Raw genomic sequence first — 24,275 nt, 5'->3', positions numbered from 1 at the left:
GTAGCAGCCGCTGGCGCATCCGGTTAGTTTTCAGCGACCGCCGGATTATAGCGTCCGGGGTGCCCGCAAATGCCCGTTGATTGTGCAAAAGACGCTAAAATATCGCTTTTCGCTGTGTGGCCCGAACGCATCTGTCGTGGTCGCGCCACGCGCCGAACACTCGAAACCGACGCCACAGTCGAACGTCACTAGCGACGTCACGATCAGACGTCAGAATCCGAACCCGCGAACCCGCACCGCCTGGAGAATCGTATGTCAATGGCCGACCGCGACGGCAAGATCTGGATGGATGGCAAGCTCATCGACTGGCGCGACGCCAAGATCCACGTCCTCACCCATACGCTGCACTACGGCATGGGCGTCTTCGAAGGCGTGCGCGCCTACAAGACAGTTGACGGCGGCACGTCGATCTTCCGTCTTCAGGAACACACCAAGCGCCTGCTGAACTCGGCCAAGATCTTCCAGATGGACGTTCCGTTCGACCACGAAACGCTCGCCGCCGCGCAGCGCGAAGTCGTCCGCGAGAACAAGCTGGAGTCGTGCTACCTGCGCCCGATCATCTGGGTCGGCTCGGAAAAACTGGGCGTGTCGGCCAAGGGCAACACCATTCACGTCGCGATCGCCGCATGGCCGTGGGGCGCGTATCTCGGCGAAGACGGCATCAAGAAGGGCATCCGCGTGAAGACGTCGTCGTTCACGCGCCATCACGTGAACGTGTCGATGGTCCGTGCGAAGGCGTCGGGCTGGTACGTCAACTCGATCCTCGCGAACCAGGAAGCCACGGCCGACGGCTACGACGAAGCGCTGCTGCTCGACGTCGACGGCTATGTGTCGGAAGGCTCGGGTGAGAACTTCTTCCTCGTGAACAACGGCAAGCTGTACACGCCGGATCTCTCGTCGTGCCTCGACGGCATCACGCGCGACACCGTTATTACGCTGGCGAAAGATGCGGGCATCGAAGTGATCGAAAAGCGCATCACGCGCGACGAAGTCTATACGTGCGACGAAGCGTTCTTCACGGGCACGGCCGCCGAAGTCACGCCCATCCGCGAACTCGACAACCGCACCATCGGCTCGGGCACGCGCGGCCCGATCACGGAGAAGCTGCAAACGGGCTTCTTCGACATCGTGAACGGCAAGAGCGCGAAGTACGCGCACTGGCTGACGAAGATCTGAATCTGAACGGGCACGTCGCGGCAGGCAGAAAGCCGGGCGCGCCCGCATTGTGCATACAACGAGAAAGTCCCTATGAGCGAAATCAAGGAAATGCCGCTGGTCGAACTGTCGGCGAAAGATCTTCCCGCGTATTGCCCGAACCCGTCGATGCCGCGCTGGAGCAACCATCCGCGCGTCTTTATCGACGTGACGCACGGCGAAGCGCGCTGCCCCTACTGCAGCACGCGCTACAAGCTGCGCGACGGCGAAGTGATCAAGGGTCACTGATCCGCTGCACCGCTTCATCTGCCGCCTGGGCTGCGGCGCCGCGCGTCGCTCAATGGAGCGGGCGGAAGGTTGAACTTCCCGCCGCGCGCGCCGATATAGCCTGAGCTGCAGTCCACACTCCCTGACAACCCGGCACCGCGCGCCTCGAGCGCGCGGCGCCTTATTTTAGACATCGGAAACTCACCCTGATGCGTCGCGCGTTGGTTATCGCACCGAACTGGATCGGTGACGCATTGATGGCGCAGCCGCTGTTTGCGCGCCTCGTGAAATTGCATCCGCGTATCGCGATCGATGCCGTCGCGCCCAGTTGGGTCGCGCCTGTGCTCGAACGGATGCCGGAAATCCGTGATGTCTACGCGACCGATCTCGCGCACGGCAAGCTGCAGATGCTGCGCCGCTGGCAGCTCGCGAGCGACTTGCGCGACGTCGGTTATGACGCGGCTTACGTGCTGCCCAATTCGCTGAAGTCCGCGCTGATTCCGTGGATGGCGGGCATTCCGCTGCGCATCGGCTACACGGGCGAAAGCCGCTACGGGCTCTTGAACGTGCGGCACGCGAACCCGCGCAAGGACGAGCGTCCGCCGATGGTCGGCCAATACGCGGCGCTTGCGTACGCGCCCGGCGCGAAAGTGCCCGAGGATCTCCCGCCGCCCCGGCTCGACGCCGACCTGAACGAAGCGTCGCGCGTGTCGACGCGCTTCAATCTGGACACGCGCGTGCCGCTGCTGGTGTTCTGCCCCGGCGCCGAGTACGGCCCGGCGAAGCGCTGGCCGCCCGAACACTTCGCGGCGCTCGCGCAGATGGTCGGCCAGTCGTTCCCGTACACGAAGATCATCGCGCTCGGCTCGCCGAAAGACGCACCCATCGCCCAGGCCATCGCCGACCGCGCGCCGAACGTGCGCAACCTGTGCGGCCAGACCGCGCTGGGCGAAGCCTGTGCGCTGATTTCGCGGGCGAGCGCCGTCGTCACCAACGATTCCGGGCTGATGCACGTCGCAGCCGCGCTGCGCCGTCCGCTCGTCGCCGTGTACGGATCGACCGATCCGCGCCACACGCCGCCCTTGTCGGACCTCGCAAAGGTACAATGGCTGCATCTCGAGTGCAGTCCGTGCTTTCAGCGCGAATGTCCGTTGGGCCATCTGAACTGCCTGCGGCAACTGAGCGCCGAACAGGTGTTCGACGATCTGCGTGGAATGTTGCTCGCGCAACGCTGAGCGCCGGATCGCCGGGCCGCCGGATCGTCAAAGCACGTGATGCGCTATTCGTCGAGCTTCGCGCGGGGCGCCGCCCCGTGCGCCTGCAGCGTCATGCCCGCGTCTTGAGGCGCGAGCATGCTGGCGGATGGCCTGCTGCATATCACTGACCCGCAACCGCGTGCCTTGCGCGCAAGAGACTGACGAGCCATGCCACGTTTTGCCCACATCTTCGAAGCCGCTGCTGACACGTTGAATGCCTATTACCAGGCAGTCGCGGAGGTCAATATCGACAGTTTGATGGGCTTGTGGATCGACGAGGAATTCGTCAGTTGTATCTGCGCCGACGGCTCGCATCTGCACGGTCTCGACGCGATCCGCTCGGGGCTGACCGTTCAGCTCGAAGCGCAGCCGGTGTCGATCGAGCCACTCGACATCCGCGTTTACGACAGTCTCGGCACCGTTGTCTATGCGATTGCCGAAGCGCATCGGCCCGCCGACCCGGCCGCCGTGCCAGCGATGATCTTCACGACCTATGTGATGGTCCACGAGCGCGGCGAATGGAAGATCGCGCATATTCACGCGAGTGCGATGCCGAACGAAACCGCCTCGCAGTTTGCTGCGAAAATGAGACATGGTCAGGGCGCGCTGCACTGACGCGCCCCGCGAGACCAGCTTGACGGAAGTTCCGGCGAAAACTTCGGCCAGGCGCTTCGACTGAATACCGGTGTTGGCATGAGCACGACCCACGACAATAAAGCTTCTTCCAGACCGGCCCTCGATGCAGCCGCGGCTGCGGTTGGGGTTGCCGTGGGCACGTCAGTCGACGCGACCGTCGACATGCTTTACCGCGCCCCGCTCTGGCTTCCCAACAGCCACATCCAGACCATCGTTCCCGCGCTGTTCGGCCGCCGTCCCGAGGTGACCTACCGGCGCGAGCGCTGGGATACGCCGGACGGCGATTTCATCGATCTCGACTGGCTGGTGCCCGATCCGCTCGCGGCCTCTCCCACAGCCGATGCGCCGCTGTTCGTGCTGTTTCACGGGCTCGAAGGCAGCTCGGACTCTCACTATGCGCGCACGTTGATGGCGAGCGCCCAGATACGCGGCTGGCATGGCGTCGTACCGCACTTTCGCAGTTGCAGCGGTCCGATGAACCTGTTGCCGCGCTTCTATCACCTCGCCGACAGCAACGAAGTCGACTGGGTATTGCGGCGGCTGCGCGAGCAGCACCCGGGGCCGATTGTGGCGGCCGGCGTGTCGCTGGGCGGCAACGTGCTGTTGCGCTGGCTCGGCGAGCGCCGCGAAGACGCGTCGATCATCGCGGCGGCGGCGGCGATCTCCGCGCCGCTCGACGTGCACGCGGGCGGCCGCGCGCTGTCGCAAGGCTTCGGGCTGATCTACACACGCAGCTTCCTGAAAACGCTCAAGCTGAAGGCGCAGCAGAAGCTTGAACAGTATCCCGGCCTGTACGATCTGAACGACGTGCTTGCCAGCCGCACGATGCACGCGTTCGACGAGGTCGTGACGGCGCCGCTGCACGGCTTTCGCAGTGCGGACGACTACTGGACCCGCTCGACCACGCGCCCGCTGCTCCCCGAAATCACCGTGCCGACACTCGTGCTCAACGCGCGCAACGACCCGTTCCTGCCGGGCGCAGTCCTGCCGTCGCGCAGCGAGGTATCATCGACGGTGGAACTCGATCAACCGGAGCACGGTGGACACGTCGGCTTCATGACGGGCCCCTTCCCCGGCCGGATCGACTGGCTTTCGCGCCGGATCTTCGGCTACCTCGACCCGTTCACGCGACATGGATGACATCGTCAAGCAGGCCCTGGCCAAATGGCCAAACGTGCCGCATTGCACCGGCTGGCTGCTGCTCGACCGGCGCGGCAACTGGCGTATGCGCGATGAAGCGGCGCAAGCCGCAGGCGCGCCCGGCGAGCCGATCCGGCATACCGCCCTGCTCGGCTTCATCAACCGCAACTACGAAGCCGACGGAACAGGCCAATGGTTCTTCCAGAACGGGCCGCAGCGTGTATATGTCGAACTCGGCTACACGCCGTTCGTCGTGCGGCTCGCTCGCGATGACGTTAGCGGAAAACTCGTGTTGACGGATCAGGGCGGCAAGGCGTTCGAGCCGGCCGCCGTGTATCTCGACGACGAAGGCGGCATTCTTTTCATCGATCGCTCCACGCCCGCGCGTACCGCGGTGCTGCACGACCACGATCTCGATCTTTTCTCCGAGCACACGGATCTTGCGAGCGACGGTCAAAGCGGTGATTTCCACTGGCGTGTCGGCGAGGTCTTGAAGCTCGAGGCCTTGCGCAAGGCCGAGGTCGAGAAGCGCTTCGGATTCGTCGCAAGTCCTGCAGCGCATGTCGCTGCGGGCAGCGCCTCGTCCCAAGACAACCGCTAGCTGCTGTTCTTCTCGTCCTCGCGCTCTTCCTTATAGCGCGCCTCGAACTCATGCAGCCGCGCGTCGATCGTCGCGAGGTCGTAGTAGCCGACCGATTTAATGTCGCGCGCTTCCTTCAACTGCCGGATCGCCGACGGCCACGCCCCTTCCAGCGCGAACTTCTCCGCAAGCGCGCGATGCTGCGTCAGCGCGTCACCCGTTCCGACGCTCGCCTGCGCAAGATAACGCCACCAGACGGGCTGCTGCGGATCGGCGCGCGTCTCGCGTTGCGCCTGCGCTTGCGCCTCGCCGAAACGACGTGCGGTGAGCAGCGTCTGCAGACGCATCTCGATGGCCGCGTGCGATTGCGGCCAGCGCTTTTGCGCGATTTCCGCGAGACGCACGGCTTCGTCGTTGCGTCCGGCGCGCCGGGCGATATCGACGGCAAGTACGTCTAGGCTCGGCGAACTGCGTGAAGGATCGCCCTCGGCGCGCACTTTGGCGTCGAACGCAGAGCGCGCGGTCGCCAGCGAAGCCGAAGCGTCGTCGTATCGCTCGAGCAGCATCTGCGCGTACGCGATGCCGTACCAGTTGCCCGCCACGTTGAGCGCGGTACGGTCTTCGATTTCGGATCGCATCCGCGAGATGTCGTCCGCGTATTCGCTGCGCGAGCGGTCCTGCAGCACGCGCGCCCGCGCGCGCACGAACGTGTATTCCGACGACTGGCGCGGCTGCCGGTACGGCGAACGGCGCGCGCGGTCGGACATGTCGGCGATACGCTCGCCCGTCAGCGGGTGCGTGCGCGCGTAGGCGGGCGCGCCGGCGTCGCTCATCGACGCGCGATCGAGCCGTTCGAAGAACGACACCATCCCGTATGGGTCGTAACCCGCGCCCGCGAGCATCTGGAAGCCAACGCGGTCCGCTTCGTGCTCGGCCGCGCGCGAGAAGCGCAGCTGGTTGTCGACGGCATAGGCCTGCCCGCCAATGGCGATCGCACTGCCCAGATCGCCGCTATGCGCGAGGACGCCCGCCAGCACGCCGAGCAGCATGCCCGCGAGCGCCGCGTAGCCACTGTGCTCGCCCGCCGTGATCATCCGCGCGATGTGCCGTTGCAGCACGTGACCCATTTCGTGCCCGACGACGGACGCGAGCTCCGATTCCGTCTGCGTCGCGACGATCAGCCCGGTGTTCACGCCGATAAAGCCCCCCGGCAGCGAGAACGCGTTGATCTGCGCGTCGCGCATCGCGAACAGATCGAAATCCGGACGATAGCCGCCGATGAACTGCGCACTTGCAGCCGCCGCGAGCTTTTCGGAGATCGAGTTCAGATAGTCGCGTACGAGCCAGTCGTCGATATAGTCCGGATCGGCGCGGACTTCGCGCATCACGCGTTCGCCGAGCTTGCGTTCGGCTTGCGGCGTGAGCGAGCCGCCCGAGCCGTCGCCGAGATCGGGCAACTGCTGGGTCGACATCGGCGCGCGCAGGCTTGCGTTGCCGCCGGGGTTGCCCGAGAAGCGCGACTGCGCGCCGCCGTAGAGGCCGAACACACCTTGCGCGATGTCGGGCGGCACGGCTGTCGCGCCGTACGTGTCGAGCGGCCCGGTGACGAGCGGCAGTTCCGACAGGTTCGACGGCTGCGCGATGATCGCGGGCGGGACGGCGAGCGTGACGGACAACAATGCAGCGAGAAACCGTTTCAGACGCATTGCGGACGATGTGCGAAATCGAAAGCGGCGTAAGGTGCCGGAAGGAATGGGCCTTGTTTTCGATTGTACCGGGTGATGTGGGCGCTTCGGCTTCCTCGTCAGTGCACGGATGGCGGGTTGCCCACAGTCAGGCATCCGCACGCTTTGTGCGCTATCGTGATTCTTCGCCGTCCCGCGCCCGACTGCCCCGCGGCGCCCGCGCTGCTATGATAGGCGCCCTCTGAAGGAGCCAACCATGCCCGAACTCACTCATTTCGACGCAGCCGGCCAGGCGCATATGGTCGACGTCGGCGGCAAGGCGGAAACGAAACGCATCGCGGTCGCGCGCGGAACGATCCGTATGCTGCCCGCCACGTTCGATCTGATCCGCAAAGGCGAAGCGAAGAAAGGCGACGTGATCGGCATCGCGCGTATCGCCGCGATCCAGGGCGCGAAGCGCACCGCCGATCTGATTCCCTTGTGTCATCCGCTGGCGCTTACCCGCGTTGCGGTCGATTTCGAGCTCGACGAGTCGGGCCCAGCGGTGCATTGCCGCGTACAGGTCGAGACGCTCGGCAGGACGGGGGTCGAGATGGAAGCGCTGACGGCCGTGCAGGTCGGGCTGCTAACGGTCTATGACATGTGTAAAGCCGTCGATCGCGGGATGACCATCACCGATGTGAAGGTGATGGAGAAGCATGGGGGGAAGTCGGGGGATTGGGTGGCGGAGTGAGGTTTTGCTACGCACCTGCGTGGCTTGCCTGTTAAGTCTTACCCACTCTCGCTGAAGCAGCGGCGCGTCCAACGCGCCGCTTTCGTATTTGACGGCTGACGCATCAATCCTCGTCGTCGCCCTCTTCGTCGTCGTTGTTGATGTCCTTCGGCGGCGTGCCGTACTTCTTCATCAGTTCCGCCTTGAACGCCGCCAGCGTCTTCTGCTGATCACACAAATCGTACAGATACGCGAGCTGCGAAGGCCAGTCATGCAACTCCTCGGCGAAGATCTTCAGACGGTCGACGGTATCGAACGCGCCGTTGGTGTCGCCGCTCAACGCTTGCAACACCGCATAACGGCGCAGCACCGTTTCGCCCGGCAACAGCGCCATCGCCTGGCGGTGCATCGCGAGCTTGTGCGGCAGATCCTGCGCGTTCATCGGCAGGAGCGTCGCCATCCCGTACTCACCCCACGCACCGAACAGGAACGACGGGTCTTCACGATACTGGTCGAACGGATGCGAGCCGTAATACAGCACTTCGGAGCGCGCATAGTCGCGATAGATCGGATAGAGCGCAGCCAGTCCACCGAACACGATCACAAGGAACGCGCCGAACGACATGCCGCCCGGAATCAGCCGCAGCGGCTTCGTGTCGAGCAGACCGATCACGAACATCGCCGGCAGCAGGAAGAACATGTACTGCTGCGGATACTCGACGAGCGCATGCATCACCAGCACGCCGATCAGCGCGAGACCGAACACGCGCGCGGCCGTATGCGGCGCGCGCACGACGCGCACGAACCACGCAGCGAGACCGAGCAGCACGATACCCAGTCCGATCAGGCCCGTCTTCGCGAGCAGATCGATGAAGATGTCGTGCGAGTTGTTGGCAATCTCGACGCCGCCCAGCGCTTTCGCCAGATCGAACTGATAGCGCGGAAATTCGCCCCAACCGACGCCCAGCAACGGATGGGTGCGGAACATCGTCCAGCCGTACTTCCACAGCGCGAGACGCGGCGCGATCTGGCTCGAATCCTTCATGCGCTCGGCAGCCGACTGGGCCAGACCGAGATCGTAGTGAACGTTCGCCCAGCGGATCGCGGCATTCACCGCGAAAAACAACACGGCGAGCACGACGGGAATCAGCCACTCGCGATTGCTGCGGCGGCGCGACGGATTGCGGCGCTGCTCGGCAAACGCCATCCAGAACCCCGCGACGACGATCACGCCCATCTGCAGCCAAGGTCCGCGCGACACGGTCAGCGCCAGCCCGCCCGAAAAGATCGCCGTCACGAGCAGCCAGATGAATACGTTGATACGCCGCGTCTGCACGAGGTACATCGCGCCCGCAGTTGCGAACGCGATGTACGTCGCGAGGTGATTGGCCTGCGCCATGTTGCCGAACGGGCGGCGCTCGGTCATCACGCTGTATGCGACCACGAGCGGCGTCACCTTCACCTCGAGGTGAAACAGCTGGATCGTCTGGCAGAACACGGCAAAGAGGCCGCCCACGACCAGCGCGAACGCCGCCACCGTGAACGCGTTTTCCGTCAGATTCGCCCTGCTGAAACCGAAGCCGGCGTGCGTCGCCATGAACGCGGCAAGCAGGAAGCCGGCGCCGAGCCAGTTCATCGATGGCTGCGCGACGGGCAGCACGAGCGACTGCGCGACCAGCACGAGCCCGAAGCCCAGCGGCACCAGCGCGACGACGGGCGACGCGAACGCGACGCGCGGCCGTGCCGTCGACACCAGAAACGCGATACCCGCGCCCAGCAGCAGATAGAGCGACAGCGCCGTGAACTCGGCGTAGAAGGTCGGAATCGGATAGGTGTGGTTGACGACTGCATACGGCAGGATCAACGCACACGCCAATAAGAACAGTGAAAGATAGCGTGCGAAGGGGTTGGGCATGAGTAACCGGGGACGTCAGGTAGGGTAGCCCCCCTTCCTTGCGGAAGAGGGGCCCCCTAAGAACCGTACGTGCGAGTTTCCCCGCATACGGCTCAAGCCTACATATTTCTTATACGAAGCCCCGTTAGTGCTGCAACGGGGCCGGCTTAGCTACGACAAGTTTACCAACGTGCACTTGCCGGTGGCAGTCCGGGTGAAGCAATACCCTGTTCGATAGAGCGTCTGAACCGCCATACATCCGATACTCCAGATGATGGTCGTGCCAACCCGTCTCGTCCGTCAGGGCACAGCCACAGTGCGCACACCGCCCGCTCTGTGACATGTACAGCGAACCCCATTGCTTTCGGTAGCGCATCGAATCCCACATACGCTCCTGCCGCAGATGCTCGCCGTATTGCTCCCACACGAGATCAAAGGGATTGAATTCCCCCTTGACCTTCTTATGGCGCCTGATTTCCATACCGCTGATTTGGTACAACTCAAGCAGCCCCTTACTACCGTCCTCGCGGATGACAGGAGCAGCGAACACCCAATGCCGATTACCAACGGAGTGAAAGTACTTCCGCCTCACCCAGTCGGCGTTCTTATTCGGATGCCGCCGCTTGGACCACCGCCAGAGCCGCTGAAACACCAACGACTCCATGCGGCTGTACGCCTGCTTGGCCACTACAGGGCAGTGATACTGCGCCCAGCCCCGTAGTATCGGATTGAGCAGGCGGATTAACTCCTCCTGCTTGACCGCCTTATGACCGCTGATCGTATCCGCCACCTTGCGATAGAACGTCTGCACGTTCTTCTTGCTTGGCTTGATGAGTAGCGTTCCCGAGTACTTCCGGAAGTTCCACCCAAGGAAATCAAAGCCTTCGTCAATATGAACGATCCGGGTCTTCTCCTCCGATAGTTGCAATCCCCGCACTTCAAGGAAGGCTTCTACCCAAGGCCTGACTTCGCGTTCCAGCATCTCTTTCGAGTCGCCGGTAATGACGAAGTCGTCCGCGTATCGCACCACATTCACTTTCAGCTTCTTCGCCTTCCCGATTCCAAATTTCGCAGTGAGCTGCGCAATCAGTTCACGTTCCAGCCCGTTCAACGTCACGTTTGCCAGCGTCGGAGAAATGATGCCTCCCTGCGGCGTACCGGCCATCGTCGCCTGTAGCTGCCCTTTGTAAATCAGGCCAGCTTTCAACCATTTGCGGAGGATCACCCTGTCCATCGGGACATTGCTTTCCAACCACTTGTGGTTGATGTGGTCAAAGCATCCTTTGATGTCCGCTTCAAGTACCCATTGCGCTGATCTGCGACGGGCCATGACAACGAAAATCTGAGACATGGCATCAGCCGTCGAACGGTTAAGCCTGAACCCATAAGAGTTCGGGTCACTCGTCGACTCTGCTACCGGCTCCAATGCCAGCAGATACAGGGCTTGCATCGCCCTATCCCGCATGGTCGGAATGCCCAGAGGGCGCTCCTTCCCATTGGCCTTGGGGATAAAGATCCTCCGTAATGGCAGAGCCTTATATCCGTGCCGCTTCAACCTGCCGACGGCTTCCCATCGGCTCTCAGGCGAATCCCATAGCTCGCGATCGACTCCAGCCGTTCGCGCACCCTGGTTCTGCGTAACACGTCGCACCGCATACAGCTTTGCGGACAACGTGCGGGTCAGCATCCGTTGCAGGGCTTTCACCCTGCGCCAGTCGCCTTCCCGCGTCGCCTTCGCAATTCGAATCTGCATCCCTCGCACGTTCCGTTCAACCCGACGCCAATCTACGGCGTGCCAGTTGTCAGGCGCGTGGGAAAGCGCAGATCCGGTCTTTCGACCAGATACTTTCATGCTGCTCTCCTACCTTGGATTAGATCCCCGGCAGAAGGCGCATCTCCCCCAGCGGGGAAGACACACCCCGCTGGGGAACAACAGAAACCTCAATATGAGCGCATGCACTCATATCTCGGACAAAAACCACAGTACGGGCGCATGCGCCCGCATCTAACCAAGTGACGGAGGGTAGTCAGCCGTCTTGCGACGGTAGACCAGACGGAAGTCTGCCCGCTTTCGCGTGGAGTGATGTTCCAACCCCTATCCGGACCATTACAGCCCGACCTTCGCTTTTTCCGTCCTCCCATACCTGCACAATCAACAGCGTCCCTTGCGGTTCGCCTGCCAACCTGACCGCGCTGGCAACCATACAGGCTTACCACGTTCCCGGCATGTCACACGACTGACGTAGGTTCTGCCTCTTCCCCGGTGGCTGAGTGACGACGTAATCCGACGGTTGAGCGGATTAACCAGCCACGTACCTTTTGGTTAGAGCCCAATGTTCAAGCAGCTTTGGCTCCTCAGTGCTTACGAGGTTTATCAGCAGTTCACTTACGTTAACCTTATCAGCCAGCCTAGCTCCTCAACCCCCTTGCTGCTGGGAGTCTCCAGACCGTCCCTCACGGAACCAATCTGCCCGAAACGTCCGGGGGCTACATTGTCAGAAGAGCTTCACACCCCACCGTTGCCAGTGACGCATGTCTTCCTAGGCTACTGCTGGTCGTACAGCAGGTTCACTTCCTCGCCCAGACATCAGGCGAGGCAAAACAATGACACACCGAGCTTTCGCTCGTATCGTCTAGCGACTCCGTTGCCTACTGGCGCAGGAATTGCACACATCACCCCGCCCTGTCGGCGGGAATGAAGCCGCTGACTGGGCGGGACCTGACGGTAATCAGGTCAATGCAATGCGGTATCCGGCAAACTGCTCCGGGTCCCGCTTTCACTAAAAAGCGTGCTCACAAGGAGCACGTCTACTGCTTCAATTGCGGCCCACAAGGGGGCCGCCTGCGGAGGGCATGGTGATCCGGCCAAGACCGTTTCAATAACCCTCTAGTCGATGCCCCGTAACGTAGGGCATACGGACACGAGCGTGCGTGTCGCACCAACCGGCGCACTATACAAAAAAATCCTTACGCTGTGCGCCGGCTCGGCGGAAATAACCCGGAATCGGGCCGTGGCATGGACATTTTTGCCACGGCCTTTGATGCGGGTTCGGTTTATACCGGGCTCATGCCGGACTCATGCCCGACTTACGTCGCGAATCTTCCACGTCCACTCAGCTGCGGCACTCGGGCGGCGCGAGATTCGACGGCAGCGTCGGAGCATCGGCGGGCAACGGACCAGCTCCCGGGGCCGGCAGCGACGAGGCAGCCTTGCCGCCCGCGAAGCATTCCCACGTGATGGTCCCCTTCTGCGCCGCGCCTTTCGTCAGCGCGACGCGGGCTGTGGGCGTGTCGGCGCTGTCGGGCGCAGACGGCACGAACACGATCGTGTTCGCGCCGTCGTCCGAGACGCGCGCCGCGAACGCGACGGTAATCTGGCCCGTGTCGTCGTCGATATGGATCGACTGCACGTTGCGTGTGGCGGGCGGCGACGCGTAGCCGCTGCCGAATGCATTGCCGCTGCCGGCGTTCTCACCGACGGTCAACTGCGCCGCGGACGCCAGCGACAACCCCTCGCCGACGCGGCTGCGCGCGAGATAGTCCTGATACGCGGGAATCGCATACGCGGCGATCACGCCGACGATGGCCAGCACGATCATCAGTTCGATCAGCGTGAAGCCCCACCAACGCCTGATGCGAGCAAGCGGGACGGGCCATGAGCCCGACGAACGGGCGCGCAGCCAGGGCGCACAAAACGTGGACAACGAAGCAACGGCAACGATAGCGGTCATCAGCAGGCTCCTCAAAACGAAAGCGCCTGCCCCGGGAATCAGGACAGGCGCTTCGATCGTAGCGAGCCGTGAATCGCGCCAACAGTCGGCCGAATGGCTAATGGTGCACGGGCGGATGCATCGGTAAAGTGACTGCGGTCAATGCGTGCCCGGCGGGGTATCGCCGGCGATACGGCTTGCGTTGCGCCGCTTCATCGCATAACCAAGGATCACGACGAACAGCGCGCAAGCGATGCTCATGCCGTACTCGGCAACGGGCGTATCGAGCACGGGCCAACGGTCGCCCGCCGGGTCGTTGATGATGAGACCGCCCGCGATCCAGCCGAGCAGCGCGCCGCCCAGCGTAATGACGACGGGATAACGGTCCAGCAGCTTCAGCACGAGCTGGCTGCCCCAGACGATCAGCGGAATGCTGACGATCAGCCCGAACACGACGAGGGCGATGCGGTGATGCGGCTCGGCGGCCTCGGCGGCGCCGGCAATAGCGATCACGTTGTCGAGGCTCATCACGGCGTCGGCCACGATGATCGTCTTGATGGCCGCGACCAGCTTGTCGGCGGGTTTGACATTCGCGTGCGCGTCGGGCGCGGGTGCCAGCAGGCGCACGCCGATCCACAGCAGCAGCAGGCCGCCCGCGAACTTGAGCAACGGCACATCGAGCAGAGCGACCGCAAACGCTATCAGCGCGACACGCAGCACGATGGCGCCCAGCGTCCCCCACAACACGCCCTTCGTGCGCTGCGCGGGCGGCAGGTTGCGGCACGCGAGCGCGATCACGACGGCGTTATCGCCACCCAGCAGGATGTCGATGACGATGATCTGGAAGACGGCGCCCCAGTGGAGCGTAGTGAGGAATTCGAGCATGGAAAGCAGGATAGAAGGTAGCGAAAGCAAACGGCAACAAAAAAGCGAGGCAGCAATTGCTCGCTCCCTCGCTTATCGTCGCGTCTTACGAAAGGACTTCGTAAGAGTATCAAAAAATGCCGGCACTGACCGGCGTTTCTTGAGCTTATCGCAACACTTCTTACAGCATCGCCTTCAGAAGACGCGCCATTTCCGACGGGTTCTTCGTGACCTTGATACCGCAGGCGTCCATGATTTCCAGCTTCGCGTCGGCCGTATCCGCACCACCCGAGATCAGCGCGCCGGCGTGGCCCATGCGCTTGCCCGGAGGCGCCGTGACGCCAGCGATGAAGCCAACCACCGGCTTCTTCATGTTGTCCTTGATCCAGTAAGCAGCGTTCGCTTCGTCCGGGCCACCGATTTCACCGATCATGATCACGGCGTCCGTTTCCGGATCGTCGTTGAACATCTTCATCACGTCGATGTGCTTCAGACCGTTGATCGGGTCGCCGCCGATACCGACTGCCGACGACTGGCCGAGGCCGATCGCGGTCAGCTGGCCAACTGCTTCATACGTCAGCGTGCCCGAACGCGACACGACGCCGATGCGGCCCTTGCGGTGGATGTGACCCGGCATGATGCCGATCTTCAGTTCGTCCGGCGTGATCGTGCCCGGGCAGTTCGGTCCGAGCAGCAGCGTCTTGCGGTTTTCCGCGCGCATGCGAGCCTTGAGTTCGATCATGTCGCGAACGGGGATGCCTTCCGTGATGCAGATCGCGAGATCGAGATCGGCTTCGACGGCTTCCCAGATTGCAGCAGCGGCGCCTGCGGGCGGCACGTAGATGACCGAGACGGTCGCGCCCGTTTCTTCCTTGGCTTCCTTCACGCTAGCGTAGATGGGAATGCCTTCGAAATCTTCGCCAGCCTTCTTCGGGTTCACGCCCGCGACGAATGCTTCGCGGCCGTTTGCATATTCACGGCATGCGCGCGTGTGGAACTGACCGGTCTTGCCGGTGATGCCCTGCGTGATGACCTTGGTGTCTTTGTTGATCAGAATCGACATGTATTGACCTCTGTTCGTTTGGTGGCGTGCTCAATAGCGTTGCGCGCGGCAAATACGCTTTGCCCGCGCCGCTCGCACGCCGCCATTCGTAATCCGGTGATAAGCGCCGGGGCGATCAGGCCTTGCCTGCGGCAGCCGCGACGACCTTCTGCGCAGCTTCTTCCATGCTGTCTGCCGAGATGATCGGCAGGCCGGAATCGGCCAGCATCTTCTTGCCGAGGTCTTCGTTCGTGCCCTTCATGCGCACGACGAGCGGCACTTGCAGATCGACCGCCTTCGAAGCAGCGATCACGCCTTCCGCGATCACGTCGCAACGCATGATGCCGCCGAAGATGTTGACGAGAATCGCCGTCAGGTTCGGGTTCTTCAGCATCAGCTTGAACGCTTCCGTGACCTTCTCGGTCGTCGCGCCACCGCCGACGTCGAGGAAGTTCGCCGGCTCGCCGCCGAACAGCTTGATCGTGTCCATCGTCGCCATCGCCAGACCAGCGCCGTTCACCAGGCAGCCGATGTTGCCGTCGAGCGAGATGTACGCGAGGTCGAACTTCGACGCTTCGACTTCAGCCGGATCTTCTTCGTCCAGATCGCGGTAAGCGACGATTTCCGGATGACGGAACAGTGCGTTCGAATCGAAGTTGAACTTGGCGTCCAGCGCGATCACCTTGCCGTCGCCCGTCAGGATCAGCGGGTTGATTTCGGCCAGCGATGCGTCCGTTTCCCAGAATGCCTTGTACAGGCCTTGCAGGATCGCGCGCGCTTGCGGGATCGATGCGTCGGGCACGCCGATCTTCTTCGCGAGATCGTCAGCTTCGGCGTCTTTCAGACCCGTCGACGGATCGACCGCGATCTTGTGGATCAGCTCGGGCGTCTTTTCTGCGACTTCTTCGACGTCCATGCCGCCTTCGCTCGACGCCATCACGACGATCTTTTGCGAAACGCGATCGATCACGAGACCGACATACAGTTCCTTCTTGATGTCAGCGCCTTCTTCGATCAGCAGGCGATTCACCTTCTGGCCTTCCGGGCCCGTCTGGTGCGTGACGAGCTGCATGCCGAGGATCTGGTTCGAGTACTCACGAACCTGGTCCAGCGACTTCGCAACCTTCACGCCGCCACCCTTGCCACGGCCACCCGCGTGGATCTGAGCCTTGACGACCCACACCGGGCCACCGAGCTCTTGAGCGGCCTTGACCGCATCATCCACCGAGAAGACCGGCTTGCCGCGCGGTACCGCGACTCCGAATTTCCGCAGGATTTCCTTACCCTGGTACTCGTGAATCTTCATGCGTGATTCCCTTCAGTCTGAGAGTTGGATTGAACTTCGCTTCCGGCTGGACCGCTTACTCCGGACGCGCCGTCTTCACGGCCTGTCCGTTGGGTGCGGCATCCGCGCGATCCGCTGAACGCGGCGCGTGGCCGTACCAGCGCGGATAAAACTGTCGCACCGCCTCGCCGTCGAACCGCAGCGCATGGCAGCGGCCCAACTGGAATGGCGGTTTGTCGTTTGATTGCTCGCTCGCCTGTTCGCTTGCTTGCCCGCTCGAAGCGTTGTCTTGGGCGTCTTGTCCCGTGCTGCCTTGCGTGCCTCGGGTTGAACCGTCTGCCGATCCAGTGGATGAACCCGCGTGCTCCTCGCTTCCTGGCCCGCCTTTGTCGGTATTCCACACGTCGCCCGCGAACGCCTGGATGGCGGCAGTCGGCAGGATTGCGCACAACTCGGTGAGATGCGTGCAGCCTGTCGTGCCGGCCAGCAAACGGGCAGCATCGCGACGGAAGTTTTGCAACAGATTGAGCCCGATGAGGGCGCGATAGGCGGGATTGGAGACTTCACACAGACCGGGATACGGAACCCAGTCGGACGACGCTTCAGCGTCGACGACATTGAGCTTGCGATCGATCGTGATGCGGAGCCAGAGTTCATGGATCGGCAGGCCGTTCGGCCGGACACCCGACGCAAGCTTAACGTCACGCGGCTTGTCGTCGGTGAGGCATGCCTCGATATCCCACAGCCCATCTTCACGCTCGTATGCGTCCGCTCGGATTGCGCGGCGATGGCGCAACTGTCGGGACACTGGCGGAGAGAGCGGCATGCGAGAACAAAGGCCGGATTTAAGAACCGTTGAATTTTAGCATACTGGGTATTTGAGACTGGCCGAAGCCCGCAGAGGCTTAATGGGGCCGGGTTTGAGCGGTCTCGAGGGTGGCGTGGCAGCCTGGTGTTTCGTGCAGTGCGTCATTTTTTTGCGCGTCGCACGCCGGCCTATTCGGACGGTCAGTCTTCGTCGATACCCTTGAGAATCTTCCCGATGATTCCCTGAGAAAAACCCCGCGTGGCAAGAAAGCGCGCCTGCTTTGCGCGTTCGTTGGGTGTTTCGGGCAACGCGCCGAACTTCTTGCGCCACACCGCCTGAGCCCGCGCCAGTTCGGTTTCGCGTAACTGCGCGCTCACTTCTTCGACCAGTTCCTGTCCGACCGAATGACGCTTGAGTTCGTTGACGATGCGGCCCGCGCCCATGCGCGATGCACGCCGATTAAGCAGGCTTTCCGCGAAACGAGAATCCGACAGCCAGCCTTCGCTTTCGAGCGAATCCAGCAATGCGTCGATTGATTCGCCCTCTTCCGCGTATGGCGAGAGCTTGCGCGACAACTCCGCGCGACTGTACTCGCGGCGCGAAAGATAGCCGAGCGCACGGCCTTTGAGAGAGCGTGTGGGACGTTGTGAGGCGCGGCTCGCTGTATCAGCGGGTTTGCCTTCGCCTGGCTGGCGACGCGAGCGCGTATAGGTGACTTCTTCGCTGCTGGCATCCGCGTCCGGGCGGTCACGCGAAGCGGCACCCAGACCGGCGGCACGATCGTGAGCATCGAACGATTCGAATGGATCGAAGTTGTCGGATGACGAGTCGTTTGAAAACGATGCTGCCGTAGAAGCAGACGGGCTTGAAGACAAGCGTGACGACGATTCGAATGCATCGTCGTCACGCGGGCCGCCCGCGCTGCGTCCTGCGCCCGTAGTCGAGGAAGCAGAGCGGCCCTTGCGTATCACGCGACGATTACTCCTCTTCGCCCACTTCCTCGTCGGCACTGACGGCAGCGCCCGCCGGCATGGCATTCACGCCCAGCGACTCACGGATACGGTTTTCGATCTCGCGTGCAATGTCCGGATTCTCGCGCAGGAATTCACGCGCGTTGTCCTTGCCTTGACCAATGCGTTCGCCGCTGTAGCTGTACCAGGCGCCCGCCTTGTCGACGATCTTTGCCTGCACGCCGAGGTCGATGATTTCGCCCTGACGCGAGATACCTTCGCCGTAGAGGATGTCAAAGATCGCTTCGCGGAATGGCGGCGCCACCTTGTTCTTCACCACCTTCACGCGCGTTTCGTTGCCGATCACTTCGTCGTTCTTCTTGATCGAACCGATACGGCGAATGTCCAGACGCACCGACGCGTAGAACTTCAGCGCGTTACCACCCGTGGTGGTTTCCGGGTTGCCGAACATGACGCCGATCTTCATGCGGATCTGGTTGATGAAGATCACGAGGCAGTTCGTGCGCTTGATCGTGCCCGTCAACTTGCGCAGCGCCTGCGACATCAGACGCGCCTGCAGACCCGGCAGCGAATCGCCCATTTCGCCTTCGATTTCGGCCTTCGGCACCAGCGCCGCGACCGAGTCGATCACGATCATGTCGATCGACCCCGAACGCACCAGCGCATCCGCGATTTCGAGCGCCTGTTCGCCGGTGTCCGGCTGCGAAACCAGAAGGTCGCTGACGTCCACGCCGAGCTTTTGCGCGTACTGAATATCCAGCGCGTGTTCCGCGTCGATGAATGCTGCCGTGCCGCCAAGCTTCTGCATTTCGGCGACGACCTGCAGCGTCAGCGTGGTTTTACCCGACGATTCCGGCCCGTAGATTTCCACCACACGGCCACGCGGCAGACCACCGACGCCCAGCGCGATGTCGAGCCCCAGCGATCCCGTGGAGACCACCTGGATATCTTCGACTGCCTCACCCTGGCCGAGCCGCATGACCGACCCTTTGCCGAACTGCTTTTCGATCTGCGCAAGCGCGGCCGCGAGTGCCTTGCTCTTTTCCGCAGTCAGTCCAGCCGAGCCTTTCTTGCTTTCTTCCATGAATCGTCCTTTGCTATGATGAACGGCGTCTGAGGCAGGTGTGCAGGCCGTTGTGAACCCGGTTCGACCAACCAGCACGCTAAACGCAGACACTGTATAAAAAAACAGTAGTCTTGGCAAGCCCGATTCGCATGCGGACGTCCACATGTGCAAACGGACAACACCGACTACCAACAAAATCTTTCGGAGACGCTGTGCGCCGGAGCACCCCGGTGCCGGCCGGGCAGGGCGCATCATGCGAATTCTCATTGCCGAAGACGACAGCATACTCGCGGACGGTCTCGTCCGATCACTCCGCCAATCGGCATACGCCGTTGACCATGTGAAGACGGGAGCGGAAGCGGATACCGCGCTGTCGATGCAGACTTTCGACCTCGTCATCCTCGATCTCGGCCTGCCGAAAATGTCCGGCCTCGAAGTGCTGCGGCGTCTGCGCGCGCGCAATTCGAACGTACCCGTGCTGATCCTGACGGCAGCCGACAGCGTCGACGAGCGCGTGAAGGGCCTCGATCTCGGCGCCGACGATTACATGGCCAAGCCCTTCGCGCTGAACGAGCTCGAAGCCCGCGTGCGTGCCCTCACGCGGCGCGGCGCGGGCGGCGGGCCGACCGTCGTCAAGCACGGCTCGCTGTCGTTCGATCAGGTCGGCCGGATTGCCTATGCCAATGAGCAGGTTATCGATCTGTCCGCGCGTGAGCTAGGATTGCTCGAAGTCCTGTTGCAGCGGATCGGGCGGCTGGTGTCGAAGGAACAGCTGGTCGATCACCTGTGTGAATGGGGCGAAGAGGTCAGCAACAACGCGATCGAGGTGTACGTGCACCGGCTGCGCAAGAAGATCGAACCGAGCGGCGTGCGCATCATCACCGTGCGCGGGTTGGGTTACTGTCTGGAGAAGGCTGCGCCCCAGACGCCGGCGCAGCAGTCCGAGCCGTCCGACGCGCCCGCTGCGATGCCAGCAAGCCACTACTTCAAGTAAAGGCGTTCCATGTCCGTCCGCGCACCGCGCGCCACGGCGCACGCGGCGGATCTCGACGAAGTCCGCGACGCGCGCTACGCGAATCCTTTCGCGCCGCCCGATGAAACCGAGGCGGCTGCGGAGACGCGTCCGCGTTCGCTCTTCGGCGAGATCCTCGACTGGATGCTCGCGCCGTTGCTGCTGCTATGGCCGATGAGCCTTGCCGTCACGTACCTGGTCGCGAAGTCGATTGCGAACGGACCGTTCGATCGCGCGCTCGAAACCGACGCCTACGTGCTCGCGCGGCAGATTCACCCCGTCAATGGCATCGCCGAGCTGACGCTGCCCGATTCGACGCGTGATTTTCTTCGTGCCGACAATATAGATAGCGTGTTCTATCAGGTGCTCGGCACACGCGGCGAGCTGGTTGCAGGCGACCGCGACATGCCGCTGCCGCGCGAGGAAGACCGGCCGCAGCCGGGCATCGTCGAGTTTCGCGACGACATGGTGCGCGGCAACGACATCCGCGTCGCGTACACCACCGTCGAGTTTCCGCAGACGCCGGGCGCGCAGCCCGTGCTCGTGCAGGTGGCCGAAACGCTCGATAAACGCAGCGCGCTCGCCAACGACATCATCAAGGGCGTGATCCTGCCGCAGTTCGTGATCCTGCCGCTCGCCATCCTGCTCGTGTGGTTCGGGCTGTCGCGCGGTCTTGCGCCGCTGCACGCGCTGCAGGCGCATATTCGCGCGCGGCGCCCCGATGACCTGTCGCCGCTCGAAGCGCGCCGCGCGCCGCCGGAAATCGAGCCGCTCGTCACGTCGTTCAACGATCTGCTGACGCGTCTCGAACAGAACATGGAACTGCAAAAGCGCTTCATCGCCGATGCCGCGCATCAGATGAAGACACCGCTCGCGGGCTTGCGTACACAAGCCGAGCTGGCGCTGCGCCAGGATGCGTCGGCGGAAGTGCATCGCTCGCTCGAGCAGATCGCGACGAGCTCGGAGCACGCCGCGCGGCTCGTCACGCAGTTGCTTGCGCTCGCGCGCGCGGAGAACCGCATGTCCGGCCAGATCTTCACGCCCGTCGAGATTGGCGACGTTGCCCGCAGCGCCGTGCGCGACTGGGTCCAGCCCGCGCTCGCAAAGCAGATGGATCTCGGCTACGAAGGTCCGGAGACGCCCGAAGAAGCGATCGAAGTGGAAGGCAACCCCGTGATGTTGCGCGAGATGCTGTCGAACCTGATCGACAACGCGATCCGCTACACGCCCGCAGGCGGACGGATCACCGTGCGGGTGCGGCGCGACGACGTCGCCCGCATGGCTCATCTCGAAGTAGAGGACACGGGCCTTGGCATTCCCGCCGCCGAGCGTGAACGCGTGGTCGAGCGCTTCTACCGGATTCTCGGGCGCGAAGGTGACGGCAGCGGACTGGGTCTGGCCATCGTCCGCGAAATCGCGACGATGCACGGCGGCACGCTTGCCATCGAGGACAACGTCTATCAGACGTCGCCGCGCCTCGCCGGAACCCTCGTTCGCGTCAGCTTAAGGATGATGGATCGTGTACGGGATTTACCCTAATCCGTCAGTTTCACGCATTTCAGTCAGCACTAACATGCCACCAGTTTAGCCGCAATAAAGCATGCAATAGCCGACGTTGCGAACATTAAGCGAGAAATTCCACGATTTTCAACACTCTCAAACAAACCCTTCCCGAGTCAGAAGGCCGTAAGTTTCCACTCCAATAATCGCTACACGGACACGCCCGACCTGGCGAGCCGCGACTGATATCAATACTGGAGACGACATATGGCTACCGTAAGCGGGCAAATCTCGCACGCGCCGATGACGAAAGAAGAGAAACGGGTAATCTTCGCGTCATCGTTGGGGACGGTTTTCGAGTGGTACGACTTTTATCTGGCTGGCTCGCTCGCGGCCTTCATCAGCAAGAGCTTTTTCTCAGGCGTCAATCCGACAGCCGCATTCATCTTTACCCTTCTCGGCTTCGCGGCCGGTTTCGCAGTGCGTCCGTTCGGCGCGCTGGTGTTCGGGCGGCTCGGCGACATGGTCGGCCGCAAGTACACGTTCCTGATCACAATCGTGATCATGGGCCTGTCGACCTGCGTGGTCGGTTTCCTGCCGGGCTATGCGGCGATCGGCATGGCATCGCCGGTGATCTTCATCGCGATGCGTCTGCTGCAGGGTCTTGCCCTCGGCGGCGAGTACGGCGGCGCCGCGACTTACGTCGCAGAACATGCGCCCGCCAACCGTCGTGGCTTCTACACCGCGTGGATCCAGACGACGGCAACGCTCGGCCTGTTCCTGTCGCTGCTCGTGATTCTCGGCGTACGCACGGCAATGGGCGAAGACGCGTTCGGCGCATGGGGCTGGCGCATTCCGTTCGTCGCGTCGCTGGCGCTGCTCGGCATCTCGGTGTGGATCCGGATGCAACTGCACGAGTCGCCGGCTTTCGAGCGCATCAAGGCTGAAGGCAAGACGTCGAAGGCACCGCTGTCGGAAGCCTTCGGACAATGGAAGAATCTGAAGATCGTCATTCTGGCTCTGATTGGCGTGACGGCTGGCCAGGCAGTTGTCTGGTACACGGGCCAGTTCTATGCGCTGTTCTTCCTGACGCAGACGCTGAAGGTCGATGGCGCTAGCGCGAACATCCTGATCGCGATCGCGCTGCTGATCGGCACGCCGTTCTTCCTGTTCTTCGGTTCGCTGTCCGACCGGATCGGCCGCAAGCCGATCATCCTGGCAGGTTGCCTGATCGCGGCGCTGACGTACTTCCCGCTGTTCAAGGCACTGACGCACTATGCGAACCCGGCGCTCGAAGCCGCGACGCAGAAGTCGCCTATCGTCGTGATCGCCAATCCGGACGAGTGTTCGTTCCAGTTCAACCCGGTCGGTACGTCGAAGTTCACGAGTTCTTGCGATATCGCGAAAGGCGCGCTGTCGAAAGCTGGCTTGAACTACGACAACGTGGCGGCGCCGGCGGGCACGCTCGCGCAGATCAAGGTCGGCGACACGACTATCGATACTTATGACGGCAAGGCCGCCGACGCCAAGGACGCGGGCAAGACGTTCGACAAGAACCTGGGCACCGCGCTGAAGACGGCTGGATATCCGCCAAAGGCCGATCCATCGCAGATCAACTGGCCGATGACCGTTGTGATCCTGACGATCCTCGTCATCTACGTGACGATGGTGTACGGGCCAATTGCGGCGATGCTGGTCGAGATGTTCCCAACGAGGATCCGCTACACGTCGATGTCGCTGCCGTATCACATAGGCAATGGCTGGTTCGGCGGCTTCCTGCCAGCGACGGCGTTCGCGATCGTCGCGGCGAAGGGCAATATTTACTCAGGGCTGTGGTATCCGATCATCATCGCGCTGGCCACCTTCGTGATCGGTCTGCTTTTCGTGCGGGAGACCAAAGACTCCAATATCTACGCCCAAGACTGAGCGCGGCGTAGGTAACCGGAGTTCTCGCAAAAAGTTGTCGCGCGGGGGTTGACAGCCCCCGCCGGCATCTTCATAATCTCGCTTCTTTTGGCGAATTAGCTCAGCCGGTTAGAGCGACGGAATCATAATCCGCAGGTCCGGGGTTCGAATCCCTGATTCGCCACCAGCTTCAAAAAAAGCCGCTGTTTCTCACGAAACAGCGGCTTTTTCATTTCCAGCTCAGCGGAAAATTCGAAGACCGCGCAATCGATCCAGACAAGGGCGCACTCTTCACTTATCGACGATCCTCGTCAAATTCCCCCGCACCTTCTGCAGCAACGAAATGAGCTGCTTCGTCTCTTCCTCGGTCAGCCCGCTCAGCCCTTCGGCCGCGACCTGATCGCCGACCCGCTTGGCTTCGTCGAGCGTCCGTTCCGCCTTCTCCGTGATCCTGATCTGCTTCTCGCGCCGGTCGCGCGGATTGCCCAACCGCTCGATCCAGCCGCCCTCCTCCATCCGGTCCAGCAACCGGCCAGCCGAAATCGGCGCGACTTCCAGCAGGTCCGCGAGCCGCGCCTGGTTGATATCGCCGTAAAACGACAGATACGCGAGCGCCCGACACTGCGCGCGCGTCAGATCGACCGACAGCCGCGCGAGGTCGTCGAAACGCTTGCCGACCAGCCGGCCGACATCCGAAATGAGAAAGCCGAAGCGCTCGTCAAAATGGGTTTTCATCGCGCGATTATACGAAGCGGCGCGCCATGCCAATTTCCCCAAAGCGCGCAGT

General features: G+C 62.5%; 21 protein-coding genes and 1 tRNA gene. 11 read left to right on the top strand and 11 right to left on the bottom strand.

Annotation, left to right across the window (positions count from 1 at the left end):
- Positions 1-252 precede the first annotated feature (252 nt).
- From C2L64_RS02525 to C2L64_RS02500, 6 genes are all read left to right on the top strand, one after another.
- On the top strand, positions 253-1,176 hold the full coding sequence (locus C2L64_RS02525; RefSeq protein ID WP_007590094.1) for a branched-chain amino acid transaminase: 924 nt from the start codon (positions 253-255) through the stop codon (positions 1,174-1,176).
- A gap of 72 nt (positions 1,177-1,248) precedes the next feature.
- Complete coding sequence (locus C2L64_RS02520) at positions 1,249-1,443, top strand: zinc-finger domain-containing protein (protein WP_007590092.1); 195 nt, start codon at positions 1,249-1,251, stop codon at positions 1,441-1,443.
- Positions 1,444-1,631: 188 nt separating this feature from the next.
- The gene (gene waaF, locus C2L64_RS02515) at positions 1,632-2,657 is read left to right on the top strand and encodes a lipopolysaccharide heptosyltransferase II (RefSeq protein ID WP_079484343.1); all 1,026 of its coding nucleotides are present in this window, start codon (positions 1,632-1,634) and stop codon (positions 2,655-2,657) included.
- Positions 2,658-2,846: 189 nt separating this feature from the next.
- Complete coding sequence (locus C2L64_RS02510; RefSeq protein ID WP_007590089.1) at positions 2,847-3,293, top strand: nuclear transport factor 2 family protein; 447 nt, start codon at positions 2,847-2,849, stop codon at positions 3,291-3,293.
- 78 nt (positions 3,294-3,371) lie between these two features.
- Entirely contained in the window at positions 3,372-4,454 is a 1,083-nt protein-coding gene (locus C2L64_RS02505; protein ID WP_244144571.1) for a hydrolase, read from the top strand.
- Positions 4,447-5,055 (top strand): DUF2946 family protein, encoded by a 609-nt coding sequence (locus C2L64_RS02500; RefSeq protein ID WP_079484337.1) that lies wholly within the window; start codon positions 4,447-4,449, stop codon positions 5,053-5,055. The genes C2L64_RS02505 and C2L64_RS02500 overlap by 8 nt, the downstream gene beginning before the upstream one ends.
- On the opposite strand, the gene C2L64_RS02495 is transcribed toward C2L64_RS02500, so the two are convergent.
- Positions 5,052-6,740, bottom strand: coding sequence for a M48 family metalloprotease (locus tag C2L64_RS02495; RefSeq protein WP_007590084.1), 1,689 nt, complete (start codon positions 6,738-6,740; stop codon positions 5,052-5,054). The two genes, C2L64_RS02500 and C2L64_RS02495, sit on opposite strands and share 4 nt — an antisense overlap.
- 235 nt (positions 6,741-6,975) lie before the next feature.
- Between C2L64_RS02495 and moaC the strand changes: the two genes are divergently transcribed.
- Complete coding sequence (gene moaC / locus C2L64_RS02490; RefSeq protein WP_079484331.1) at positions 6,976-7,452, top strand: cyclic pyranopterin monophosphate synthase MoaC; 477 nt, start codon at positions 6,976-6,978, stop codon at positions 7,450-7,452.
- A gap of 103 nt (positions 7,453-7,555) precedes the next feature.
- Here the strand turns inward: moaC and C2L64_RS02485 are convergent, their stop codons facing one another.
- The 9 genes from C2L64_RS02485 to recA form a co-directional block, all read right to left on the bottom strand.
- A complete protein-coding gene (locus C2L64_RS02485) occupies positions 7,556-9,346 on the bottom strand; it encodes a PglL family O-oligosaccharyltransferase (RefSeq protein WP_090835973.1) in 1,791 nt (596 codons plus the stop codon).
- A gap of 124 nt (positions 9,347-9,470) precedes the next feature.
- Positions 9,471-11,177, bottom strand: a complete 1,707-nt coding sequence (ltrA, locus tag C2L64_RS02480) for a group II intron reverse transcriptase/maturase (RefSeq protein WP_007590077.1) — start codon at positions 11,175-11,177, stop codon at positions 9,471-9,473.
- Between the two features lie 1,261 nt (positions 11,178-12,438).
- Entirely contained in the window at positions 12,439-13,056 is a 618-nt protein-coding gene (locus C2L64_RS02475) for a pilin (RefSeq protein ID WP_090835972.1), read from the bottom strand.
- 138 nt (positions 13,057-13,194) lie between these two features.
- Positions 13,195-13,920, bottom strand: coding sequence for a TerC family protein (locus tag C2L64_RS02470; protein ID WP_007590075.1), 726 nt, complete (start codon positions 13,918-13,920; stop codon positions 13,195-13,197).
- A gap of 160 nt (positions 13,921-14,080) precedes the next feature.
- Positions 14,081-14,962 carry a succinate--CoA ligase subunit alpha gene (gene sucD, locus C2L64_RS02465; RefSeq protein WP_007737368.1) on the bottom strand — a complete coding sequence of 294 codons (882 nt, stop codon included), beginning with the start codon at positions 14,960-14,962 and terminating at the stop codon, positions 14,081-14,083.
- A 115-nt stretch (positions 14,963-15,077) separates the two neighbouring features.
- The gene (sucC, locus tag C2L64_RS02460) at positions 15,078-16,247 is read right to left on the bottom strand and encodes an ADP-forming succinate--CoA ligase subunit beta (RefSeq protein WP_007586116.1); all 1,170 of its coding nucleotides are present in this window, start codon (positions 16,245-16,247) and stop codon (positions 15,078-15,080) included.
- 55 nt (positions 16,248-16,302) lie between these two features.
- A complete protein-coding gene (locus C2L64_RS02455) occupies positions 16,303-17,052 on the bottom strand; it encodes a DUF2889 domain-containing protein (protein WP_007737367.1) in 750 nt (249 codons plus the stop codon).
- Positions 17,053-17,234: 182 nt separating this feature from the next.
- On the bottom strand, positions 17,235-18,005 hold the full coding sequence (gene recX / locus C2L64_RS02450) for a recombination regulator RecX (RefSeq protein WP_090835971.1): 771 nt from the start codon (positions 18,003-18,005) through the stop codon (positions 17,235-17,237).
- Positions 18,006-18,012: 7 nt separating this feature from the next.
- Positions 18,013-19,089 carry a recombinase RecA gene (recA, locus tag C2L64_RS02445; RefSeq protein WP_007586120.1) on the bottom strand — a complete coding sequence of 359 codons (1,077 nt, stop codon included), beginning with the start codon at positions 19,087-19,089 and terminating at the stop codon, positions 18,013-18,015.
- Positions 19,090-19,324: 235 nt separating this feature from the next.
- Here recA and C2L64_RS02440 point away from each other — a divergent pair, with 235 nt between their 5' ends.
- The 4 genes from C2L64_RS02440 to C2L64_RS02425 all read left to right on the top strand — a co-directional run bounded on the left by C2L64_RS02440 (position 19,325) and on the right by C2L64_RS02425 (position 23,675).
- Positions 19,325-20,065 (top strand): response regulator, encoded by a 741-nt coding sequence (locus C2L64_RS02440; RefSeq protein ID WP_007586121.1) that lies wholly within the window; start codon positions 19,325-19,327, stop codon positions 20,063-20,065.
- A 9-nt stretch (positions 20,066-20,074) separates the two neighbouring features.
- A complete protein-coding gene (locus tag C2L64_RS02435; RefSeq protein ID WP_090835970.1) occupies positions 20,075-21,622 on the top strand; it encodes a sensor histidine kinase in 1,548 nt (515 codons plus the stop codon).
- A gap of 228 nt (positions 21,623-21,850) precedes the next feature.
- Complete coding sequence (locus C2L64_RS02430) at positions 21,851-23,509, top strand: MFS transporter (protein ID WP_007586123.1); 1,659 nt, start codon at positions 21,851-21,853, stop codon at positions 23,507-23,509.
- A gap of 89 nt (positions 23,510-23,598) precedes the next feature.
- Positions 23,599-23,675: transfer RNA gene (locus tag C2L64_RS02425), tRNA-Met, on the top strand.
- A 104-nt stretch (positions 23,676-23,779) separates the two neighbouring features.
- On the opposite strand, the gene C2L64_RS02420 is transcribed toward C2L64_RS02425, so the two are convergent.
- Positions 23,780-24,223: a MarR family winged helix-turn-helix transcriptional regulator gene (locus tag C2L64_RS02420; RefSeq protein WP_007737366.1), complete on the bottom strand. Its 444-nt coding sequence runs from the start codon at positions 24,221-24,223 to the stop codon at positions 23,780-23,782.
- Between the last annotated feature and the right edge of the window lie 52 nt (positions 24,224-24,275).

The organism is Paraburkholderia hospita, assembly GCF_002902965.1.
Lineage (GTDB): Bacteria > Pseudomonadota > Gammaproteobacteria > Burkholderiales > Burkholderiaceae > Paraburkholderia > Paraburkholderia hospita.
The sequence above is the reverse complement of the archived record's forward strand: the minus strand, read 5'-3'. Positions and strand labels throughout refer to the sequence as shown.